This is a genomic window from Neobacillus sp. Soil_C_43 (genome assembly GCF_057656715.1).
In genome coordinates this window covers 1-20,080 of record NZ_JBDGJV010000014.1, presented here as the reverse complement: position 1 = coordinate 20,080, position 20,080 = coordinate 1, and the positions used below count along the sequence as shown (strand labels likewise).

General features: G+C 31.1%; 17 protein-coding genes and 1 pseudogene. 4 read left to right on the top strand and 14 right to left on the bottom strand.

Annotation, left to right across the window (positions count from 1 at the left end):
- Positions 1-125 precede the first annotated feature (125 nt).
- Both AC3A54_RS17600 and AC3A54_RS17595 read right to left on the bottom strand, forming a co-directional pair.
- Positions 126-3,677 (bottom strand): SIR2 family protein, encoded by a 3,552-nt coding sequence (locus AC3A54_RS17600; protein ID WP_487655471.1) that lies wholly within the window; start codon positions 3,675-3,677, stop codon positions 126-128.
- A gap of 849 nt (positions 3,678-4,526) precedes the next feature.
- Positions 4,527-6,068, bottom strand: a complete 1,542-nt coding sequence (locus tag AC3A54_RS17595) for an ATP-dependent nuclease (protein ID WP_487655470.1) — start codon at positions 6,066-6,068, stop codon at positions 4,527-4,529.
- Between the two features lie 1,772 nt (positions 6,069-7,840).
- On the opposite strand from AC3A54_RS17595, the gene AC3A54_RS17590 reads away from it, so the two are divergent.
- Genes AC3A54_RS17590 through AC3A54_RS17580 form a run of 3 tightly spaced genes read left to right on the top strand, consistent with a single transcriptional unit; the run spans position 7,841 to position 9,165 of the window.
- Entirely contained in the window at positions 7,841-8,407 is a 567-nt protein-coding gene (locus AC3A54_RS17590) for a hypothetical protein (protein ID WP_487655469.1), read from the top strand.
- A 29-nt stretch (positions 8,408-8,436) separates the two neighbouring features.
- The gene (locus AC3A54_RS17585) at positions 8,437-8,868 is read left to right on the top strand and encodes a hypothetical protein (RefSeq protein WP_487655468.1); all 432 of its coding nucleotides are present in this window, start codon (positions 8,437-8,439) and stop codon (positions 8,866-8,868) included.
- A 60-nt stretch (positions 8,869-8,928) separates the two neighbouring features.
- Entirely contained in the window at positions 8,929-9,165 is a 237-nt protein-coding gene (locus AC3A54_RS17580) for a hypothetical protein (RefSeq protein ID WP_487655467.1), read from the top strand.
- Between the two features lie 257 nt (positions 9,166-9,422).
- Here the strand turns inward: AC3A54_RS17580 and AC3A54_RS17575 are convergent, their stop codons facing one another.
- The 6 genes from AC3A54_RS17575 to AC3A54_RS17550 all read right to left on the bottom strand — a co-directional run bounded on the left by AC3A54_RS17575 (position 9,423) and on the right by AC3A54_RS17550 (position 13,737).
- Positions 9,423-9,818: a hypothetical protein gene (locus tag AC3A54_RS17575; RefSeq protein ID WP_487655466.1), complete on the bottom strand. Its 396-nt coding sequence runs from the start codon at positions 9,816-9,818 to the stop codon at positions 9,423-9,425.
- A gap of 169 nt (positions 9,819-9,987) precedes the next feature.
- Complete coding sequence (locus AC3A54_RS17570; RefSeq protein WP_487655465.1) at positions 9,988-10,116, bottom strand: hypothetical protein; 129 nt, start codon at positions 10,114-10,116, stop codon at positions 9,988-9,990.
- 850 nt (positions 10,117-10,966) lie between these two features.
- Positions 10,967-11,209, bottom strand: a complete 243-nt coding sequence (locus tag AC3A54_RS17565; RefSeq protein ID WP_487655591.1) for an FxLYD domain-containing protein — start codon at positions 11,207-11,209, stop codon at positions 10,967-10,969.
- A gap of 449 nt (positions 11,210-11,658) precedes the next feature.
- The gene (locus AC3A54_RS17560) at positions 11,659-12,444 is read right to left on the bottom strand and encodes a hypothetical protein (protein ID WP_487655464.1); all 786 of its coding nucleotides are present in this window, start codon (positions 12,442-12,444) and stop codon (positions 11,659-11,661) included.
- A gap of 791 nt (positions 12,445-13,235) precedes the next feature.
- Complete coding sequence (locus AC3A54_RS17555) at positions 13,236-13,376, bottom strand: DUF7660 family protein (RefSeq protein WP_487655463.1); 141 nt, start codon at positions 13,374-13,376, stop codon at positions 13,236-13,238.
- 112 nt (positions 13,377-13,488) lie between these two features.
- The gene (locus AC3A54_RS17550) at positions 13,489-13,737 is read right to left on the bottom strand and encodes a MafI family immunity protein (protein ID WP_487655462.1); all 249 of its coding nucleotides are present in this window, start codon (positions 13,735-13,737) and stop codon (positions 13,489-13,491) included.
- 335 nt (positions 13,738-14,072) lie between these two features.
- On the opposite strand from AC3A54_RS17550, the pseudogene AC3A54_RS17545 reads away from it, so the two are divergent.
- Positions 14,073-15,308: pseudogene (locus AC3A54_RS17545) on the top strand (IS110 family RNA-guided transposase).
- Positions 15,309-15,519: 211 nt separating this feature from the next.
- Here the strand turns inward: AC3A54_RS17545 and AC3A54_RS17540 are convergent.
- The 6 genes from AC3A54_RS17540 to AC3A54_RS17515 form a co-directional block, all read right to left on the bottom strand.
- Positions 15,520-15,813, bottom strand: coding sequence for a CDI toxin immunity protein (locus tag AC3A54_RS17540; RefSeq protein WP_487655590.1), 294 nt, complete (start codon positions 15,811-15,813; stop codon positions 15,520-15,522).
- 19 nt (positions 15,814-15,832) lie between these two features.
- Positions 15,833-15,985: a hypothetical protein gene (locus tag AC3A54_RS17535; RefSeq protein WP_487655461.1), complete on the bottom strand. Its 153-nt coding sequence runs from the start codon at positions 15,983-15,985 to the stop codon at positions 15,833-15,835.
- 148 nt (positions 15,986-16,133) lie between these two features.
- Positions 16,134-16,388, bottom strand: coding sequence for a hypothetical protein (locus AC3A54_RS17530; RefSeq protein ID WP_487655460.1), 255 nt, complete (start codon positions 16,386-16,388; stop codon positions 16,134-16,136).
- A gap of 664 nt (positions 16,389-17,052) precedes the next feature.
- Positions 17,053-17,466 (bottom strand): hypothetical protein, encoded by a 414-nt coding sequence (locus AC3A54_RS17525; RefSeq protein ID WP_487655459.1) that lies wholly within the window; start codon positions 17,464-17,466, stop codon positions 17,053-17,055.
- A gap of 150 nt (positions 17,467-17,616) precedes the next feature.
- The gene (locus AC3A54_RS17520; protein WP_487655458.1) at positions 17,617-18,144 is read right to left on the bottom strand and encodes a hypothetical protein; all 528 of its coding nucleotides are present in this window, start codon (positions 18,142-18,144) and stop codon (positions 17,617-17,619) included.
- A gap of 1,242 nt (positions 18,145-19,386) precedes the next feature.
- Positions 19,387-19,875, bottom strand: a complete 489-nt coding sequence (locus AC3A54_RS17515) for a hypothetical protein (RefSeq protein ID WP_487655457.1) — start codon at positions 19,873-19,875, stop codon at positions 19,387-19,389.
- Positions 19,876-20,080: the final 205 nt, after the last annotated feature.

The window sequence follows — 20,080 nt, the reverse complement described above, 5'->3', positions numbered from 1 at the left end:
ATCCATATAATAGCACTTGAAAGTAAATTAAAAAAGGGTGACTCCTACTTAAACATAGGAACACCCTACTATCTTTTAATGATATTAAGTACTGGGATTAAATATAAGTATTACATCTGCCTAAATTATTTATTTCCCATGCTATTAATTAGTTTTTTATCTTTATTATATTCTTCAACAAATTTACTTAGTTCATTCTTAATTGGAGATAGATAATTATCTTCATCATACATAATAAAATCTATTCCACTTAATAATATGTCAAACCGATGCACATGGTAGTAATAGTGATATTGTTCAGATAGTTTTTTCCCTAAATTGCACCAAAAAGTGAATTGTTCTAAATCCTTCTCTTTTAAGAATTCACTATAGTAATAGACTGCTTCTAAATAGTAATATTTTATATGAGATAGCTTTTCAATCGCTTGCTCAAAAAGCACAATTTTATGGCTTTCATCATCCTCACTTAATGCCAACATTAAATCTTTTATCCCCATTGTATATGGGTTTGTTACAACTAACTTTTCTATCAATTCTTTGTTATATATTCCCATCTTGGTTTTAATATAGTTGGTCTGCATTAGTTCTATATATTCTTTATTATAAATGCCAGATTCAATATATGAATCGAGTTCTTCAATATTGATTATTCCAGAATTAAGTTTAATTTCAAAAAGGAAAAACTCATCCTTTTTTTTGAATTCTTCCAATGCCTTATAAGCACCTAGTTTAAATAAACAACTATAAAGTTGATTCATATCGTACAGATTATTCTCTATACAAAATTTTAATACTTTATATTCATATCCTTCATGTGAATATAAATTAAGAGCGTAACCAGTAATTAATTTCTTAATACTAGGATCTGTGTCTGGTTCAAGATTCTCCAATCTATCGAACGTCATTTCTGTAATTAAAAAATCGATAGCTTCTTCAAAGTCACCCTCATAATATTTTAAATATGCAATCTTTATGTCTCTTAGTAAGTCCCCATTTATTACATTACTATAAATCTTGTCACATTTTATTAACTGATTACGAAATTTTTTTAATTGACCTATTCCTTGGAAATATCTTAAAAGCTGATTAATATATTTTATATTTTGAATGTTATCATAATTGAGTTGACCGATGTATTCTAAACTTTTGATGAAATTATCTTCATTTTTATCAAATATACGTAAGCTTTCTACACTATCCTCTGAATGTATTTCATCTAATAGTTCAAGCAAATACACATTGAAGGCAAATGCTCTTTTAAAATATTTATACTTTTCTTCTTCAGACCTTTTATTCAAATGAAAATCAGCAAATCTACCAATTATTGACTGAAGGGAAATGAACCCGCCATTTATTTCTATTAATGACTTATTTTCCAAACTTCTTATTTCTTTATTTGTAATCCTGTAGATATCAGTCTTGAATTCATTTGTATTAAAAAAATTCTTAAACGACTCCATTGGTATACCATTAGGAAATAAGGATAATATTTCAAAAACTAATTGTTCCCTAGGTGATAGCCTTATATAGGAATAGTAAATAGACTGATATAAAGATACAGACCTTTCAATATTTCCATCCACTTCGTTATCATAAATATCTATGTAGCCAGTGTTAGTAGCTCTAAAAAAGTCCTCTTTAAGTTCAACTTTTAGAGCCTCCATACTAATTGACTTCGGGATATTTTGTGTAACAATTTTTATTGCCAAAGGATTATTATTTAATAATTTTCCAAGAATGTCCTCTTTTAATATTTTGCCGTTTTCTTTACTTATTTTTGATGGATAAAGTCTTTCAAATAGAGCTACAGCTTCTTCGGAAGTAAAACTTCTTAACTCATGCTTTTCTTCAAATTCAAAACCAATCCATTCTCTGGACGTAATTATTACAGTTTTAAAGTCACTAATAAAGGTGATTAAGCTTTTCATTTTTTCAACCTCTTCTAAATATAGAAGTGGTTCGAAATTATCTAAAATCATTAATGAATCAGATTTATTTCCGTTATTACTCATATGTTCCACAAAATTAATAGAGTTTTCAAGGTTAAAGGTCCTAGCAATATTCCTTTCAAAAGTTTTATAATCCTTTACAAATTCACAGTCAATAAAATCAATTCCATCCTTGAATAGTCCACGTTCGTGAAACTCTACTGCAATTTTTTTTACAATTGTGGTTTTTCCTATCCCACCTGAACCTTTTATCGTAATTATTTTATCCTGACCTTCAAGAATTTTTCTTATTAAATCAGTAATATCAATTTTTCTACCTACAAAATTAATAAGATTCTTTTTTTCTATATTGCTAGAAAGATGACCATTATTCTTATTTTTGATAAGTCCTTTTCCTTTTTCTACAGGTGAAAGCAAAAAATTTGAACGGTTATAAATATTGGTGTTTAGGTTATCCAAATCTGTTTTCTTAAATAATTTAAATAACAAATTGTTCAGGTTATCTTCATATTCAAAAACTGCAATTGGATATCCAAGATTATCAATTTCAACCAGGTCAGTTATTTTATCTAAAAACAAAAATATCCCGTCTGGTCTAAGTATTGCGAGTTGATCTTCTAACCGTTTTATTGAAATAATCTTTTTTCTAAAATATTCATCCTCAATAATGATCTTTTTTTGAGCCACTTTTGTAAATATAAAAACATAATTGTAGCATTCCAGTTCATTTAGGTTTTCTTCAGTCAAATGATAACAATCTATCTCAACATTAAATTTAATAAAATATTTTAATATATTTTCTAAATTATAAAATAGCTCTGCATCTATCGGATTGCAATAAAGTATTGCGATTTTGAACACATTTTCTTCTTTTAAACCTAATTGAACATTCTCCTTCTCCTCAATTTCACCAGTAACTATAGGAAAAGATGAATTTTCTTTTATTGCTATTAAATAATCTAGAAACTCTGGTAAATTTAACCAAGATTCTAAAGAAATAGGCAATAAACCATATTCCATATAATCAACTTTATCTGTAGTTAGGATATAATGAGTTTTATTATAATTTTTGTATACCTCACAGATATATTTAAATGTTTCTTTTACGTATTCATCATTAAAACTAAATCCTATAAATAAAATTGTTTTATCAGATACAATTGACTTTAACCGTTCTATAGCAGCAGTTTTCGAAAAATACAAATCTTCATAATTGTCTCTAAAGAGGATGCAGTCTTGTGGTTTTTGAATGCATCCATGAATCTTATAAATATATTCCTTATACTCTGGTAATTTTGCTATATGAAAATCATCGTCATGTACAATTTTTTTAAAACTAGGTAATGCTGTTTCTAAAACCAAATCATAATTTGTTGTTATTATTTTTGAAGACACCTTACCTATTTTTTTAGGTATACTAAGATCAAAATCAGTTATTTTACGATTAATACTTAATTCTAGAACTTCATAGACCTTACCTCGATTTATAGGATTCATTACTAATAACCTATCAAGTATTTCTATTTCAGTAAAAAGATTATCTTCTAAGACATTTTTTAATCCCTCATACTTTTTATCATCAAGTGAAAGTTCATTGAGTACGTTCACAACCAATTCTTTCCATGAAGGAAATCCGAAGTTTTTAGATAGCCCTGCTCCTACAAATATTATTAAATTATCATTTTGAATAGCATTAATTAAATCTTTGCTAATTTTAAATTCTTTCATTATCTAATCTCCACTCATAATATGAATTCCACATATATTTTACCACTTTTTACATATATTGAAATTGTTTTTAAATGAAAGCTATAAAAAGTTGAGAGTATTTTAGAAAAACGTTTAACATAATTTACAAGAGTTGTAACTTTAATTGAACTTTTCGAAAAATAATTGCAAAAGAAGAAATGAGTGAAACCTTAAATCAACAAACTTGAAATGCAATAAACGTATTTCACTCCAAATTAAAAACACCTGAATAGATGGGAAATGGTGTTAATATTATCATGGTAAAAAAAGACTAAATAGAACTAAAAATATGCATAAATGATCTAATTAATGCTGCTGCCCCAAATACCAAATAGTGCTCAACAACATGAAACTCTAAATCGAAAACTTTAATAATAAGTGAAACCACACCCGCAAAACACGAAGTCTAAAATGATGTATTTTAATTTTTTGACTTTAAATAAAAGAACAATATACCCTCCTTATCATCTACTGGCCTACTTAATCATTTCTTTATTAGTATTTTTCGTCTTAAAGTTATATGTTTTGTACGGAGATAAAAACATCAAAATTTGCTTCATTTGTTGCCGTTGCTATTGTCTAGAAGTTAGGTCAAAACAAAAAGTACAAGGGAAGTATATGGGACGAATTGGGGAGTCTGAGAAGGAGATAGGAAGGCTTTAAAACCTTCTACAGGAAGAGAAACAAACGGTTTGAGTGTTGATGATATTGTTAAAATGACAGGCATTCCACGTTAGACGATCTATGCTAAAGCTAACTAGAAACTGTTAGGTTAGAAATTGATAAAGATAAAAGAGCTTAGCACATCCAAGCTCTTTTCAACCTTTTTTACAATGCTTTTACTTTCTCTTTAATCTTTACAAAAAAGTCATATAAATCAGTACCCTCTATGTCTGAAATCCCCATTATTTTTGCAATCTTTCTATTATTGTTTTTGGGATTCAGTCCTATTTGCTCCTCCAGCTTTTCATTAGGATTAATAGATGTAATACCCTCACTTATTTGTCCTTTAAAAACCGCTCTTAGAGCTTCAACAGTAAAATAGTTTTCAATTGCATATCTCTCTAATTTATGTACAGGGATATTATTTTTATTACAGTTTTCAACAAAACGGTCCCTTATTTTCTTACTGCCTGGATCCATATCAATAAGACCAATAATATTGTAGGACTCGCTAAAAACAGTAAGATCATGTTTGTCCATTATATCCCCACCTAAAGGCCAAATCTTAATATTATAATTTTGCACCACACCAAACTTATATAAAAATTCCTCAAGAACCGGCTTATCGGACGGCCCTTCGCACAATATAATTATATCAGAGGTAAGATTATCAGAAACGGAAAATCCTAAATCATTAAGTATCATGCTTCTACTAGTTGCATCTACAATATTTACTTTTTCGTCAAAAGTAACATGAAAAATCTTATTTACAAAAGTACTATCTAGAAAAATATTAGAGTGAGTTGTAATAAAAAACTGTTTTTTACTCTTTTCTTTTAAAATAAATAATAGTTTTCTTTGCATATCTGGATGTATGTGTGTTTCAACCTCGTCAACAAGAATTAATTTTCTAGAATCAATATTGTTTGCAAAGAACAGTAGTATTAATAGGTCACGTAATCCTAAGCCACATTTTTCCGCTTCAAGCCACTGACCTGAAGGGTTTGTAAACATCAATTTTAGTGTGCCGTCTCCGTTAATTACAATATCAAAATCACACCCGTCAGTAATGTATTTAAACTGTTCTTTCATACTTATGAATGTTTCTTTTTCATTTGAACCGTCTAATTGAGTTTTCATAAATAATAGTTGGTTTACCAATCCCGTTCCATTTGGCTCAACCTGCCTATTTTGAATATCATAATTTGGTCGTGTCTCTAACATTCTACTTGCAGGAATAAATAAGATTTCATCCTTATCCAAATATAAAAAGATTGAAGCTGCTTTTTCGGAAATCATCTGCCTAATCTGACTATCAACGAAATCGTATAAACCATTGACTTCTTTTTGATATATCTGGGATTCTAATAAAAACAAGTCGCTAATAAAATAGTAGTCTTTGTTATATGCTTTAAGGACTTGATCCAAAGCTGAGAAAAAATTCTCCGGTAATTCCTCCACCCAGAAATCTTTTTCATTATTTTCAGAATATATTTCACGAATAATATCTTCAAAAAACCTCCATAATTCTTCATATATAAACTTTTTTCCAAAGTAGATTTTATCTCTTCCACTAGATATAGTATTTAATATAGTTGTTTTACCAGAATTATTCTTTCCACAAAAAATATTTATTTTACTAAGATTGCTTAGTTCACAATCATGGATATGACTACTATCACTTGATATATTTATGGCTTGTATCATATGAAAAACATCCTCTCGTTTAATTCCCGGGTATATTCTACCAGTAAACGTTCTGAAATTCCATTTTTATGTATTACTTCCAAATATATAAATCCCTTATGCCTCTTCCTCTCCTACTGGATCTTTATCATTAGATTTCATCAATCTTTCTATCCAACTTCCATTTCTGCGGTACGAATTTGTGCAAACTGCAATTATTGGTTTTAATATAGAAACCTCACTTTCTCTCCTCCGGATTAATGAGCATGGACTTTAAATACTATTAGGTCCTTTTCCACCCTTCTATCCTAGCTGTGATAGACACAACGAATATTTCCAATAGCGAACATTTCTTAAAGTGTCATAACTTAAAAGTTTTGAAGATGGTTAAGAAGCTGATGGAATCGTAACAAAGTCAGAATATGCCCACCTTTTACAGCGGAAACACCAAAACTTCAACACTTTATCAAACTAAAAAATCCTGAACTCTGCCCTCTACGTAACCTCTTTTGGTGCAACTATATTTACATTTCCTTCCTGCTGAAAAAAGAAAAAACAGCTGAATCGCCAGCTGCTTGAAAATTAAATAAAAAGTTAATTAGATAAGTAGTGTAATTAAAATATTTACATTTTAGAAACCTTCTAATCTCTTAACATTTTTATTAATGGGACATTAAAAACTTGGGAAATTGGTTATTCACCTACAGCAAATAAAAATGAAGTCCTTGATTTCTTGAGTTTTTAACTTCTCTTCCTCTAGAAGCTTTTCTTGACTAAGTGCCACTTGTTTGAAAAGCCATGTGAATAACAAAACCATAACTATTAACATTAGAATTGATAGCGGTGTAAGACCTAATGTTTCAAAACTTTTAACCGCTAATTGAATTACATCTCCCAATTGCTTATTTACTTCCTTTCAATCTTATTTCTTTTAAACGAATACCACCAATTATCTTTTTTAATTGGAACTCCCAATAAATATTCATCAACTGTCCACTCGTGAAAAGGGGCTCCTCTTTCTATATGGCTTAATACATTTGTGCATAATCACTTGATTAAGTGAGTATCCATTATTTCTTAAGTATTATCCAATCGCTTGTCTAGCTTCTTTCAATCCACCTTAGTATTTCCCGCTATTATCAAATATTTTTTTGAAATTTCATTTTTCCATTCAATGCCACGTAGATTCCTAATTCTTTATCTCCTTCTATCGTAAAAAAATAATTATCCATACTTTGCTTCCCCCCTTCTTATCCATATTATAACAAAAATCCCTAGTTCTTCTTCTACTAATATAGCAAAAATTAATAGTTGACCATCATTGTTCTCTGTTGCTTCTGGTATTTCTACTTATGACGTTATGATAGTTTTTCACTTAAGGTATTATCAAAAGATTTCCCTTTCATGTATGAAGAATACCCTGTTCTTTTGGACTTTCTTTAAAAGATATGTCCTTATTCCAGTACAATAATTGAATAGCACCTCTAAAAAATGCCGTCATAGTCGTCATAGCCGTCATTACATTATTTATAAATATTTTATATTTATTTTTTCTACTTTTTGAATGCACCTCAAAAAGCAGTATCTAAGCATTTTGAATGAAAAGAACGAAAAGACTATCAAAATACGATATGGTAAATTTTGACATTTATTAAAAATATTATTATACTATAAGAAAGGACAATATTTCATTTTAAATCTTTAAGTAGCAACGAAGTTTTATGAGCTATTAATATGTATTTACTTAAATAGAAAATCTCGTTTACACTCACCCCTCGAAAGGAAGTTATCTAATGATAAAATTTGTTAATAGTAGGTCAACCTGTAGAGAAAATTGTGATTTATTTGATGATATTACAGCGCAATGTTCAATAAAACATAATATAAATGTTGATAACCCTTTCATCCTAAAAAGATGCTCCTATTTTATTTGTAAGGATACCTTTGCAGAATCTAAGTGTGAAAAACTAAATTCAGAGGATGATTATAATAATTTTGAAATCACAGGAGCAATTGGCTTATCAGATTTTTCATATCCTTGTAATCCAGATAAACCTTCCAATAGAAATGATGCTATTTGGTATGTATCGCCCTGTAAAACCTATGGTTGCTGGATCATTAATCATGCAAAAAGAAAATATATAGTTATTCCGAATTCCAAAAAGCCTGAGATGGGTTGGAATAATAAAGTCTATAAATCTCCTTTTCCTCTACATAACCATAATTATCCATTACCCCTAGCTTCAATGGTAGCTTGGTATATTGATGAAGAAGGATATGGACGATATGTTTTACTTATAATTGGAAAGATTTCTACTCTAACTATCCCTAATAATGATAATTTAAAAAATCCAAATTAAGAATCGAGACATTTCTAGGAGGAGTATAAATGATAAACTTTTTTGCAGGCTTTATACTTGGCAGAAGATTGATTAGTGGCGGAAGTAGTAGCATATTTGGCATCTTTATCTTCTTTGCTTTTACCTATATGATTTTCCATTCAGTGGAAGAGGTGGTAAATAGCTCCTTTCTTAGAGTCTCTTTAAAGATGTGTACTTACTATTTTTATCCTTCCTTGTGGGATTACCACCACGGGATAGCAGAAGGACATGACGGACTCAAAGCATGGCTTATGGTTGGAAATGGTATAATTTCAGGAATACTAGGGAGCATTTCATCGACATTATTTTTAGTGTTCATAAAAAATAAAGTTGTTGTCGAAAAATTATTTCCAATCCTATTTACCATATTAATAGTTCCAAACCTAGTTTGTTCAATGGGGAGATTTTTTTATTATTTATTCAGAATCCTCTTTATATAGATATAAATACATATATACTCTAGGATTTAGTAAATAAAATTTCTATTGGAGGTATTCTTTATGAAAGAAGGGTTAATCATATTTAAAAGCCAAAGAGAGATTAATGCAGCAAGAAAAGCAGAACTAAATAAGAAACACGACTTGCTATTGAATAAAGTTGATATCCTAGTACGAATAAACAACCAGCTTACCGAGAAAAGTTTGAAGGAATTATTACAATTTCATGATGATTCGCTGGTTAGAATTCATAGATTACTAAAAGATCTCAAGTCAGTTTATTACAAAGACCATCTCTAAACACTGATTTTACAATTGATAAGAACATTGGAATTCCGCAAGATTTAACACAATTTTGATATTGGACTTAGATAGAAATAGTACTCCTTAAAAAAATATAATTTTCTAGCAAATCATTATAAAAATTGATATCATATATATAAATATTTAAAGCGATGACCGCTAAACCAACCCTACTATTAGGGTTGGTTTAGCGGTCTTTTTTTTCAAACTTAACTACATAGGCAATATGCCATAGTCATCTAAATAGATGTTAATTAGTCATTTGAATTTGCACCAATATGTTCGTATACAGAGTAAGCTGTCACTCCTTGATAATCGCCTGATTCGATTTGAACTTTAACCCATCCTTCTAGTAAATTTCTTTCTAGGACTTTTACTTTTGTTCCTTTTTCAACACCTATTATTTCTCCATTTAACAACATTTCTCTAACTCGATTATCATCTTCTGAAAACCTTATAAAACTGTCTAAATTTTCTTTTGTAGTGCCCATTCCACTAAGTTCATAGGTTACATATGCATATGCACCTTCCACTAGACCATCTGCTAAATCATCTTCTGTAAGTGACTCGGAAGATGGTGAAGATGAATTACTACAACCAGATATCATAGCTCCTATTAATAATAAAATAATTATAATCTTCTTATTCACATTATCTGCCTCCCAATCCTCATCATTCTATTATCGGTAATTAACTAAGAAAATTTAGGCATAGCAAACCCAATCAGATTTGTTTTTACAATTATGTAGCCAGTGGTCAGTAAAAAGACTAAATTTTAATTTTTTCGTGTAAAGTTTCTGTACTTATACCCATGACAACTCAAATATTGATGGCAACTGTTACTGCTCTATATTCATCAATTGATTGATCTTTTTCAATGATTAACAGAAGGTAGAAACGCGTATTTAAGATTCCATAATTATCCTTGGTTGAAGTTAAACTATTCACTACGATATCTCTTATTTATAACAATGAGCTCCTTCGGAAGTTTTGAAAAATTTTTCATAAAGGAATGATCACGAAAATATACGAACACTTCATGACAACTTCAATATAAAAATAGAAAGATGTTCCAAAAAGGAATCTCACACAGTGAACGTAGAGAACACATATAGTGGCGAATAGCTATAAGTGCTCCTCTGTAGAAAGAATCTCTCAAAATACGTGTACTAGACATGCATCGCATTAAGGTAGTGTTCTTTGCGACCAAGATCATAAACAACCTGAAGAGGAGAGATCTAAGCTTCTTCCTACCTCTTTCGAATATTTGTTTGGCCTTTCTTATTTTAAAAACCTAGACCAAAATTCCCCTTCAAATGAGTAAGAGCTTTTGGGTTACCTTGTGCAGCAGAAAGTCTCATACCTGCAAATAGTAAAAAGCCCCCAGCCGACATAACTAGATAAACGATTTTATTTTAATCAGCATAATTTGAACTGTTTTTGACATCACCTCTTGGTGTGATACCCGCCTGTTTTCATGCCGCTTCTACTGGATCAGAATAAACAAAGAATGCAAATTCAAATACAGCCGCTATATCTAGGAATGGAAGAATCTTTTTAAAGGTTTGCTTCTTCATGTATTCACCTCCTTTAAAGGGAACAACTAGGCAATCCCTTTGTTTGGTAACAAAACAAAAAGCCCCCGGGGAAACCAAAAGATAACGTAAATAAATACGAAGCTTTCAGTTTCCTCGGGGGCATTCCGTTAGTTATTATTTGTATGACTTTAAATTAATAGAATTAAATTATGTGGTCAAGAGTTAAATGGAAAAATTTCAAAATCGGGTAACAAGTTAAATTATTTTTCTACTATGGTTTCCCCTTGGAACTCATAATGATCATAATCAAATGTATTGATTGGTATACTAAATCTTTTAGTTTCGTTAGGATCAATGACTCCACCTGGTATAGAAGTCATATAGTCTTTAATTATTTTTCCATCCACATCTAGAAAGTAAACACTAAAATATCCATCTAACGGTACATATCCAGTGTTAGTGATCTCTCCTGTTAGAGAACCAGTATTACCAGAATAGTTGATATTTGTATTGGAAATCTTAAGATGCTTAAAATTATCATCATATTCTTGTTCAGCTGTTGCTTACGGGTTAGGGTCACGCTTATATGTTTTTCCTTCCAGTAACGCATTTATTTCTTTCTGTGCTTCAGCTGCCTCTAAATATTTTCCTTCCGAAGAAAGCTGATCAACTTCTTTTTCAAGTTCCTTTATTTTTGACTCGTTAGAACTACATCCACACAGTAATAGACTCATAGTGAGTATAAGAAATAATAAAACTCACAACAAAAACTCCTCTTTTCGTTTAAGACTAACTATCAAAGTTGACAAAATTCCCTAATATTACTAGATTTCAGTATACAAATTCATGTTAAAAAGACAAGTAGAATAAATTATTAATAAACAAGCCCTCTATTGCGTGACAACCATTTACTCTCCACATTGGTTTTTGCCATCAGTTAATTTTGAAAATCTTATTTAAACGTTTTCGGATTATTTATAAATTCAATTCCAGCTAATTGATAGCGATAGAAAGCGTTTCGGCCATCCCAACCATCCTGCATATTTATTGAAGGTAAAGAGTTATCTTCATCCTCTGTCACAGTACAAGTATAGTAATATGTCATAAGCACATTATAGATTTCATCGTAAGTCAAAATTCCTTGTTTTGCTTTATTTACTAGAGTATTTAAATAAAGATTTTTCGGTATCATATGTTCAAAAATTAGTTTTACCTTTTCTTTTTGTTGCAGTATGAGTAAGGCTTTGGGGGTTATAAAGTCAGTCATACTGTATTTGCCATTATACAAGCCCTTCTGACGATAATAGCTCTCTGTTAGAAAATACAAATCATCCCCTAACCCTTTGGGACTTAAATGGTGTTGCTTCAAACGTAGATCGCTTATTTGAAGCTTTAAATGAATGATTTCGTCTAAATGTCGGCTTATAAATTCAATAAACTCTAATCTTGTAAATTCAATTTTTTTAGGTGTTAGATGACCCTCTACCTGTGGATGCTCTTTTTTAGGTCTACTACTATCATCTTGTTCAATCATTTGATTAATACTATAAACGACGCCATTTGTGTGTGTATAACTGATGTTTTCATGGATTGCCTCATTGATAATTGACCAGGGAATACGTTCTCGTCCTAGCTCAGCTTTCATAAAATGGGCTGCCTTTTGAATCGTAGGAAATTGTGCAAGTAGCTCATTGTCTTTATAAATGATTACTTCTATACCATTTTTTGTAAATTTCATATATTCACCTTATTTTCGAATTATTTATGAAAAAAATATGTTAGGGATTTTGTACAAATTTCTTCATAATTCTATCATATGGTTTATTGAAATGTAGGATTTACCATAATCACCTACATACAATTTCCTTCTTGGTTGGTAATTAACAAAAATAGGAATTTCTATGCTCTACAATTACTCCTAAAGCGATAGACCTGAATGGAAGACTGTTAATACATTTGTTATCTTTCTTCATAAACAAAACGCTTTTGTAGTTTTTTCTATTTTCTGTTTATGCTTCTGCGCTCTTGCCAATGTCTCTTACAGCTCTTCTTGTGATTTGTTAATAAAAAACAGAAGGCTTATCCCTTCTGTTTACCTAAAAGCTTTAATGATATTTTTTATTTATTCAATATGCCTTTTTTCATGTAATCCTAGAAAATCGATTATTTGATCAAGCATTAAGACACCGAGAGCAACTATTTTTGCCTATCTTGTTTCATTTTTGTGTTACATGTGTATAATATCCGATTTGTTTACTCACCTACTAGTCCATCACCATCTCGATCGTCCATATATTTATAGAGCCATGATTATATTTAGGTTAGGAGTCAAAAGGGTTGATAATAAAAGGAACACACATTTTAGATCTGTCTAATATGTTAGGTCCTTTAATTATTTTCTTATTCAACTAACGCCCCCTTTAGTTAAACAAGATATGTTATTCATAAAATCTTCCCGATAAGAGTATCTCCGCGAAATTTTTCCAATTTGGTTTTTCTGATAACATATTTGTATCAGTCATCCAAGCTTCAAATAGACTCTAAATAATCTTCAAGTGTTATATTTTCCCATTCCTCTTCGTTTGTTTTCAAGTCTGTTCTTAAGGATTTTATAAACATTATTAAGTCTTTTTTGGTTCTTACATTATCACTTTTATCCCAAATATCCATTCTGACTCCACCTAACCATACTAATTAATAAGTACCATTTTTCACCTAATCATATTTCTACATTTACCAAACAATTCCTCTTGAAGTAAACTGCTCTATAGTTGAAGAAGACTTATTGGAATAAATCAATCAATTGTTCTCTAATCTCTTTCCAAATCCCCATTTGAATTGATACGTCCTTAATCTGTTGAAGGACTGACTCTTTTAGGTGGATTTTCTCTTCATATACGGCTGCACAAAGGTGTTCCAATGCAACTCCCCACTCACGGTGTTCTAAATATTCTAATACAATAACTTGGTCGTTTTTTGGCAATCCATCCACTTGTTGAACTATATCTTTTATTTTCATTTCGATGTCCAATTAAAACCACACCTTATTCTGATTTAAACGCTAACCTCTAATAGCTTATCATTTCCTTATTAAACAAACCTGCCGCGTTCGTATTATAAGGTTAACCAGATTAGTAAATATTTCTGGTTGACCATTTTTTATATGGTCTTATTATAACAGTAGCCAGGGTAGAACGTAACTGCCCGTGGGGCTTCGACCCCGTCAGCTAAACGGTTCGCCCCCTACTTGTAGAAACATGATTGAGGCTGGTTGGGACTTAGATCTCGTATAACAAGCGAAGCTGTGACACTGCATGGAGGATTTAGGGGTACTGGCAAATCACTAGTTTAGGAGGAGGATTTAGAATGAATCCAGTCGTTGGTCTGGATATTTCAAAAGGGGAAAGTCAGGTTCAAGCATTTTTAGATAAAGGCAAACCATATCGTAAGAGTTTTAAAGTGTCTCATACTGTTGAGGGGCTTAGTTATCTAGTAACATTTCTGGAGGATGTAAAAAAAGAATCTGGCAAGAAGCCTTCAATAATTTTAGAAGCTATGGGGCATTATCAAACACCAGTAGTTCATTACTTGGAAGAACGAGGTTATTTATTAATTATCATCAATCCATTGATTTCCTATAAGGCTAGATCATCAAGCTTAAGAAAAGTAAAGACAGATGCCATTGATGCTTATCTTCTCTGTGAGTTGTTTTATAAGGAGGAATTAGAGCCTTATAAAAAGCGTGGAGTCCAGTTATTAAACCTTCGCAACCTTACTAGGCAACATGAAAATATTACTGGTGTGATGATTCAAACAAAGCTTCAATTTCAGGCAGTGCTTGAACAAGTGTTTCCTGAATATAAAGGGGTTTTTGGAGATTTATATTCGGTGGTGTCACTTTTAACTCTTTCAGAGTTCCCTTCTTCTGAGGATATTTTGAATGCAAGCGAAGAAGTAATCACAGACAAGATAAATGTTCTTTGTAAGAGTCGATCAAGCAGGTGGGCAAAGGAAAAAGCGATTGAACTTAAAGCTGCGGCTTCACGTAATCCTTTTGAAAAGACAGTCTATCAGAGTCATATTTTAAGCCTTGGTATGTATATTAAAATGATTCTTCAATACAAAGAGCATCTAGCAAAGTTAGAGTCAGAGATAGATGCCCTCGCTAAAGGTATTGAAGAATATAATATCATCAAATCTATTCCTGGTATTGGAGAAAAAATCGCTGCAACGATTATTTCAGAGATTGGGGAGATAGATTGATTTAATGACCCTAAAAAGCTTGTAGCATTCGCTGGAGTTGATCCTAGTGTCTTTGAATCTGGTAAGTTTTCTGCCACCAAGAACCGAATTACTAAAAGAGGATCTAGTAGACTTAGACATGCCTTGTATATGGCTGTTCGTTGTGCCATTCGTGATTGTCGTAAAAAGAAAACAACGGATGAAATCATACCCCGCAATAAAAGAATGCGAGAATTTTACGATAAGAAACGTGATGAAGGTAAGCCTTTTAAAGTAGCTGTTATTGCCTGTGTAAATAAACTCTTACATTGGATATTTGCCCTTTTAAAGAACAGAACGGCTTTCCAAGATATAGATTAAAACCTATATCTAACTAAATAACACAAAACCTTCCAGATCAAAACAAACGGAAGGTTATTTGGCATGCTTATTTTTAGTATAGCATGATATATTTTAAGTTTTTAATGAAAAATATTGACAAACTATTAGCTGGGTTAGCACAACAAGAAAAAAGACCGCTGCAGCGATCTGGTATCTTTAACTCTCTCACCCGTTACTTTAACTAGAAGTTTTATAAATAACCTATTGTTATTTCTCCTTCGTGATAAACCTCAATAACGTATTTCATTGGTATATAAAGAAAAATATCTGAATCAACTGCAATTAGTTCATCAAATACATTTATAACATTTTGAAATTTGGCTTTTATTACTGGAAAATCAGAGTATCTCCAGTACACTTCAACATACTCTTGATTGAGTAGGTCAGCAACCTCAGATAAATTAGAAATCAGATGATGGTTTTCAATTTTGTTCCAATCGATTAAGCCAAATCGTGAAAATGGTACCTGATTTTGAAACGAAATTTGAAGTTCATTACTCTTCTCATTTGAAAAATATAGTCACTCCACTCCCTAGAGCTTCAATGCATTCATCAAATAAAACTCTATAATGATTGATACTTTTTAATTTGTCTTGTTTTTGTTTTTGGCGTTCTAAAAGAAATTCCAGCCTTTTCTTCCTATCATTATTTTCCATACACTTTTCACCCTAGCAAAAAATTCATTTTTTTATTACTTAATTCATCTTTCTTATTAAATAATCCTGCTCGTTAGTTGAATAACAAAATGAGCTGCCGCCGTAGGAGGGGCTTGGTGATAAGCCCAACTCCCTCTTTTGTTTATACCTATAAATAATTCACCGTATTTTCATCCGAGGCAATACTAACCAACAAACTTTCTTTTACCCCGCTTTTACTAACTTCAATTGTAAATTCATAATTATGGAATCGACCAGTGACCCGCTCCACACCGTTTGGGTCTAAAAAAATACAGACAGGAGCACGTGCCTCTACCATTGATAAAATAGGCGATACGTCTGTATACTCTTTTCGGAAGAAGATTGCCTCATCTTTTAAATCCTTAAAATTAACTAACATCATAACCAGCCTCCTGACATTATTAAAAGTTGGAATGAGTTTTCATCCCACTTATATTTTGTGCACGGGCTGTTCCATCAAATGCAAAAGGACAGCCTGCCTAGGCTGCCGCAAAGTGTATTTATTTCCATCTTACTTCCACTAACGCACCCATTAGCTTAAGTACATTATTTCACAAACTTTGTCACGATAAAGGCGACAGGGGTATCCATTCTTTCAGATAAGCTGAACAATGTTCATCTGAGATATGGAAATTTCCTCTACATGTTAAAACTGCTACTTCAACTCTTGACTCAGTTATCTTAATGGGAAGTAATAATTTTACTATGATTTCTGCTTTGTCTTTCTAAATAACAAATAGGTGAATAACGGCATTAATATAACCATTATTTCGTCATTTTTCACAATCAAACGATACAACCCATATCCCCAAATTAGGACAAGCAAAATTATATTCCAAATAATATCTGTTTTTTTTGATTTCATTTTTGATTCATTATCCCTTCTTGAACACCTTACTGAATCACCTTTATATTAACATATTCTTCTTGTTTTACTGTTTATCCTTCTTCAAGTAACCTGCTTACGTTTGTTCGATAAGACTTTTAAAAAAAAGGAGACAATCCTTCTTGGTTCATCGCCTCCAATAGTTGAAGAACAACTTATTCTAGTCCCACCATATTGAAAAAACTTTATAATCAGCGATTAACTTGGGTGCTATCGGAGGAACACCAAAAGCGTACCCTTCATCTACTTCAGAAGGTTCCAATATATTAACCCATTGTTCTACCGTTGATTTTTCTGCGTTTGTTAATATATAAACTCTTTCTGAAAAAGCCCAATACTCTTCATCATCTTCAAGTTCCATTATTTCTACAAAAACACCCTGAACATTTTCCCTTTTTCTAATATTAAGCAATGTTTCATAAAAAGTACTAATCCCAGGGTGTTTTAACAGATTAGAGCCAATGGAGCCTTCATCTGTATTTCCTTCAAAGAAATCTTCTAGTGTAACGATTGGTGCTGTTTTTGCATCAGGATAACCTTGTGTAAATATTTTTTCTTCAAGATTTTTTCTCAACCTTACCTCCACATCCTTAATCAGCCTTTGATTCTTTTATAAATTCAACATCTGAATCTTTAATCCTTCTTGAACTATCCTGCACTCGTTAGTGCAAAAAAAGCTGCCTTAATGCAGCTAATTCAACTTCTTTTACACGTTTTATCCAATTTACTTTTTTACATCTTCAACATCATTTATAGCATTTTTTGCAGTCAATTTGTCTTCACTTAATGTATGCCCTTCTAGAATAGAGACAAAATATTCACCGTTAGATACCGAAACGTAATTAGGTTCCTCATTAGTCTTTTTAAAATGAATTGTGTATTTATTGCCATTCATTGTGTTTAGTTCAAAACCTGTTTCTGTGGTTAACTGAAAACCTGGTGTAATTTTCTCAGCATAAAACCCGTTGTCATCCTTTTTTAATTCTCCAACAAAATAGATATTGGTACTCTCTTGGGTCACTAATAACTTGTCTCCTTGTAAAGTAGTAATTAAATCAATACTGCCTGAAACATTTTCAATTTTAATATAATGTTGAAATGCCTTTTCTTTAGAAGAGAAATGTTCTATTTTGTCCTTTGATTTAGAAGTTGTTACATTACAAGCTACCAATAGAAAAACAGTTAAACACGCTAGACTAGCTTTAAGTTTTTTAATAATCGTTCCCTCCTTTATACATTTAAATGGAACCAATTTCCCTATATTACCATCACCTTGGATCTATTGGATATTCGCTACCCATTTGTTGGATTCCTTCTTGCACTAAATGCACCGTTAGTTGAAGAAGGATGATTTACTTATGTATTAACTTAGTTAAAATTTAAAGCAAAGGAAATTAAAAACGATGTAATAGCTATTGTTAGTATTATTAAAATAATGCTTATCACGACTAATAAGGTTTCTATTTTACTAATACTTTTATTAAAGGTGTTAGTTGAAATTATATAGACCGAAATTACGATGAACATGAGTGAAAATATTAAACTTGTCAAAAGCCATATATCGCCCCAGTGTAGAAGCAGCATGATAAAACTACATATGAATCCAAAAATTGATATTATTAAGGAATTAACAGACCAAGGTGAAAAATAATTTAGTAACACAACCCCACCACCAAGTGTAATTTTACACTTATTATAACATTCAAGTTGATATTCTAGGTAGATGTTTTACTTTATTAAAATAACCTGTTCCGATAGTAGAACAAGAAAAAAGAGCTGCTGTTACAACTCTTATTAAACTCAAGCCCCCGTTTGTTTAAGTGAATTTTTCCACAAAATTCTTCATTAAAGTATCAGTGTTAATATCATAAAGCAACCTAAACTTAAACATAAATATCCAAAGGGTTTGGGTTGTCCACCATCTTTTATAATATCCCAACCATTAAATATAAATAAAAAAGATGTAATTGAACGAAAAAAGGGAGATATCAAAGGATAATCTCTCTATAGTAAGATGTTAACAATTACAATAATTAGAAAAATTGTCGCAAGAATTTATTGCAACTAAGTAAGTTTCTTATAAACACCCCTGTATTTAGTCTGAGTCTACTACATTTTTGAGAAATTGACCCGTTAGTCAAATTTGAATTTACTTTACTTGTGCTTTCTTATTCCACAATACCATACCTAAAGAAACTCCTAATGCCACAGAAAAGGCTGTAAGGACGTTTAAATTGTCCTTAAAAATAGCATTAAAAATTAAACTGGTTATAAAGAGAAGGCAAAATTGCCGGAAAAACCTATATATTCTTTTCAAATTATCCTCCGCCAAAAAAATTTCATAAACAAATAATCCTTCTATAGTAACTTGTTTCGTTGCTATAACCATTCTATCCTGCACTGTTACTTTACAGAAGATAAGACGATCCTCCGTTACTGAAGCATCACACCCAATAACTGAAAAGCATAATATTTTTGCTTTGTGAAATATCTACTAAAGCTGAGAGTAAATAAACCACATGATGATTGCAATAAATGGGATGGCAAAACTAATTTTGAAGCTAATCCAATAAATTTTATTAAGTTTATTATATTTCTCCGTGTATTTCGAATATGCTGCTTTAACCTTTTCATAAACTTCTGCTTCCGTATCATCATAACTATTCTCTTGGCTATCATTAATAAACTGCTCAAGTTTGGGAAAGAGCACTTTGTTTATCTTTCGAGAGGTAAAAAATTGCCAAATTCCTTTGTAGAGCCCAAATCCAACATTCCACGCGAATAACAAACTGATTAAAGCACCAATAAAATCCGAATATAGTTGTCTACCGAAACCGTTAATCGCACTAATAATTATGATAAAAGTGAATGCAGTTAAAATTAAAATTATTACAGCAGTTAGAGGTTTAATCTGATAAGGTTTTTTTATCTCTTCTAATATTTCTTTTTTACTCCTCGTCATTTCTGCAACATCCAGCTTCATCAAAAATCACACCCAGTATATTTTTATACCTAAATAATTCTATAGTTGTCTTTAATTATCCTTCGTCAATTAAACTGCACCGTTAGTTCAACAAAAAAATGACCACCGCAGCGGTCATCATCCTAAACAAAAGCACCCGTTCGTAATATAAGGTTAGCCAGATTTTACTGGTTGACCTTTTTTTATATGGTCTTATCATATCTGT

Excerpts from the sequence above, each read along its gene's own strand:
- AC3A54_RS17580 (WP_487655467.1), top strand. The coding sequence starts at position 8,929 with ATGAAAGAAGGGTTAATCATATTTAAAAGCCAAAGAGAGATTAATGCA.
- AC3A54_RS17600 (WP_487655471.1), bottom strand. The coding sequence starts at position 3,677 with ATGAAAGAATTTAAAATTAGCAAAGATTTAATTAATGCTATTCAAAAT.
- AC3A54_RS17515 (WP_487655457.1), bottom strand. The coding sequence starts at position 19,875 with ATGAAGCTGGATGTTGCAGAAATGACGAGGAGTAAAAAAGAAATATTA.
- AC3A54_RS17560 (WP_487655464.1), bottom strand. The coding sequence starts at position 12,444 with ATGAAATTTACAAAAAATGGTATAGAAGTAATCATTTATAAAGACAAT.
- AC3A54_RS17530 (WP_487655460.1), bottom strand. The coding sequence starts at position 16,388 with ATGATGTTAGTTAATTTTAAGGATTTAAAAGATGAGGCAATCTTCTTC.
- AC3A54_RS17595 (WP_487655470.1), bottom strand. The coding sequence starts at position 6,068 with ATGATACAAGCCATAAATATATCAAGTGATAGTAGTCATATCCATGAT.
- AC3A54_RS17590 (WP_487655469.1), top strand. The coding sequence starts at position 7,841 with ATGATAAAATTTGTTAATAGTAGGTCAACCTGTAGAGAAAATTGTGAT.
- AC3A54_RS17585 (WP_487655468.1), top strand. The coding sequence starts at position 8,437 with ATGATAAACTTTTTTGCAGGCTTTATACTTGGCAGAAGATTGATTAGT.
- AC3A54_RS17535 (WP_487655461.1), bottom strand. The coding sequence starts at position 15,985 with ATGGAAAATAATGATAGGAAGAAAAGGCTGGAATTTCTTTTAGAACGC.
- AC3A54_RS17555 (WP_487655463.1), bottom strand. The coding sequence starts at position 13,376 with ATGGATATTTGGGATAAAAGTGATAATGTAAGAACCAAAAAAGACTTA.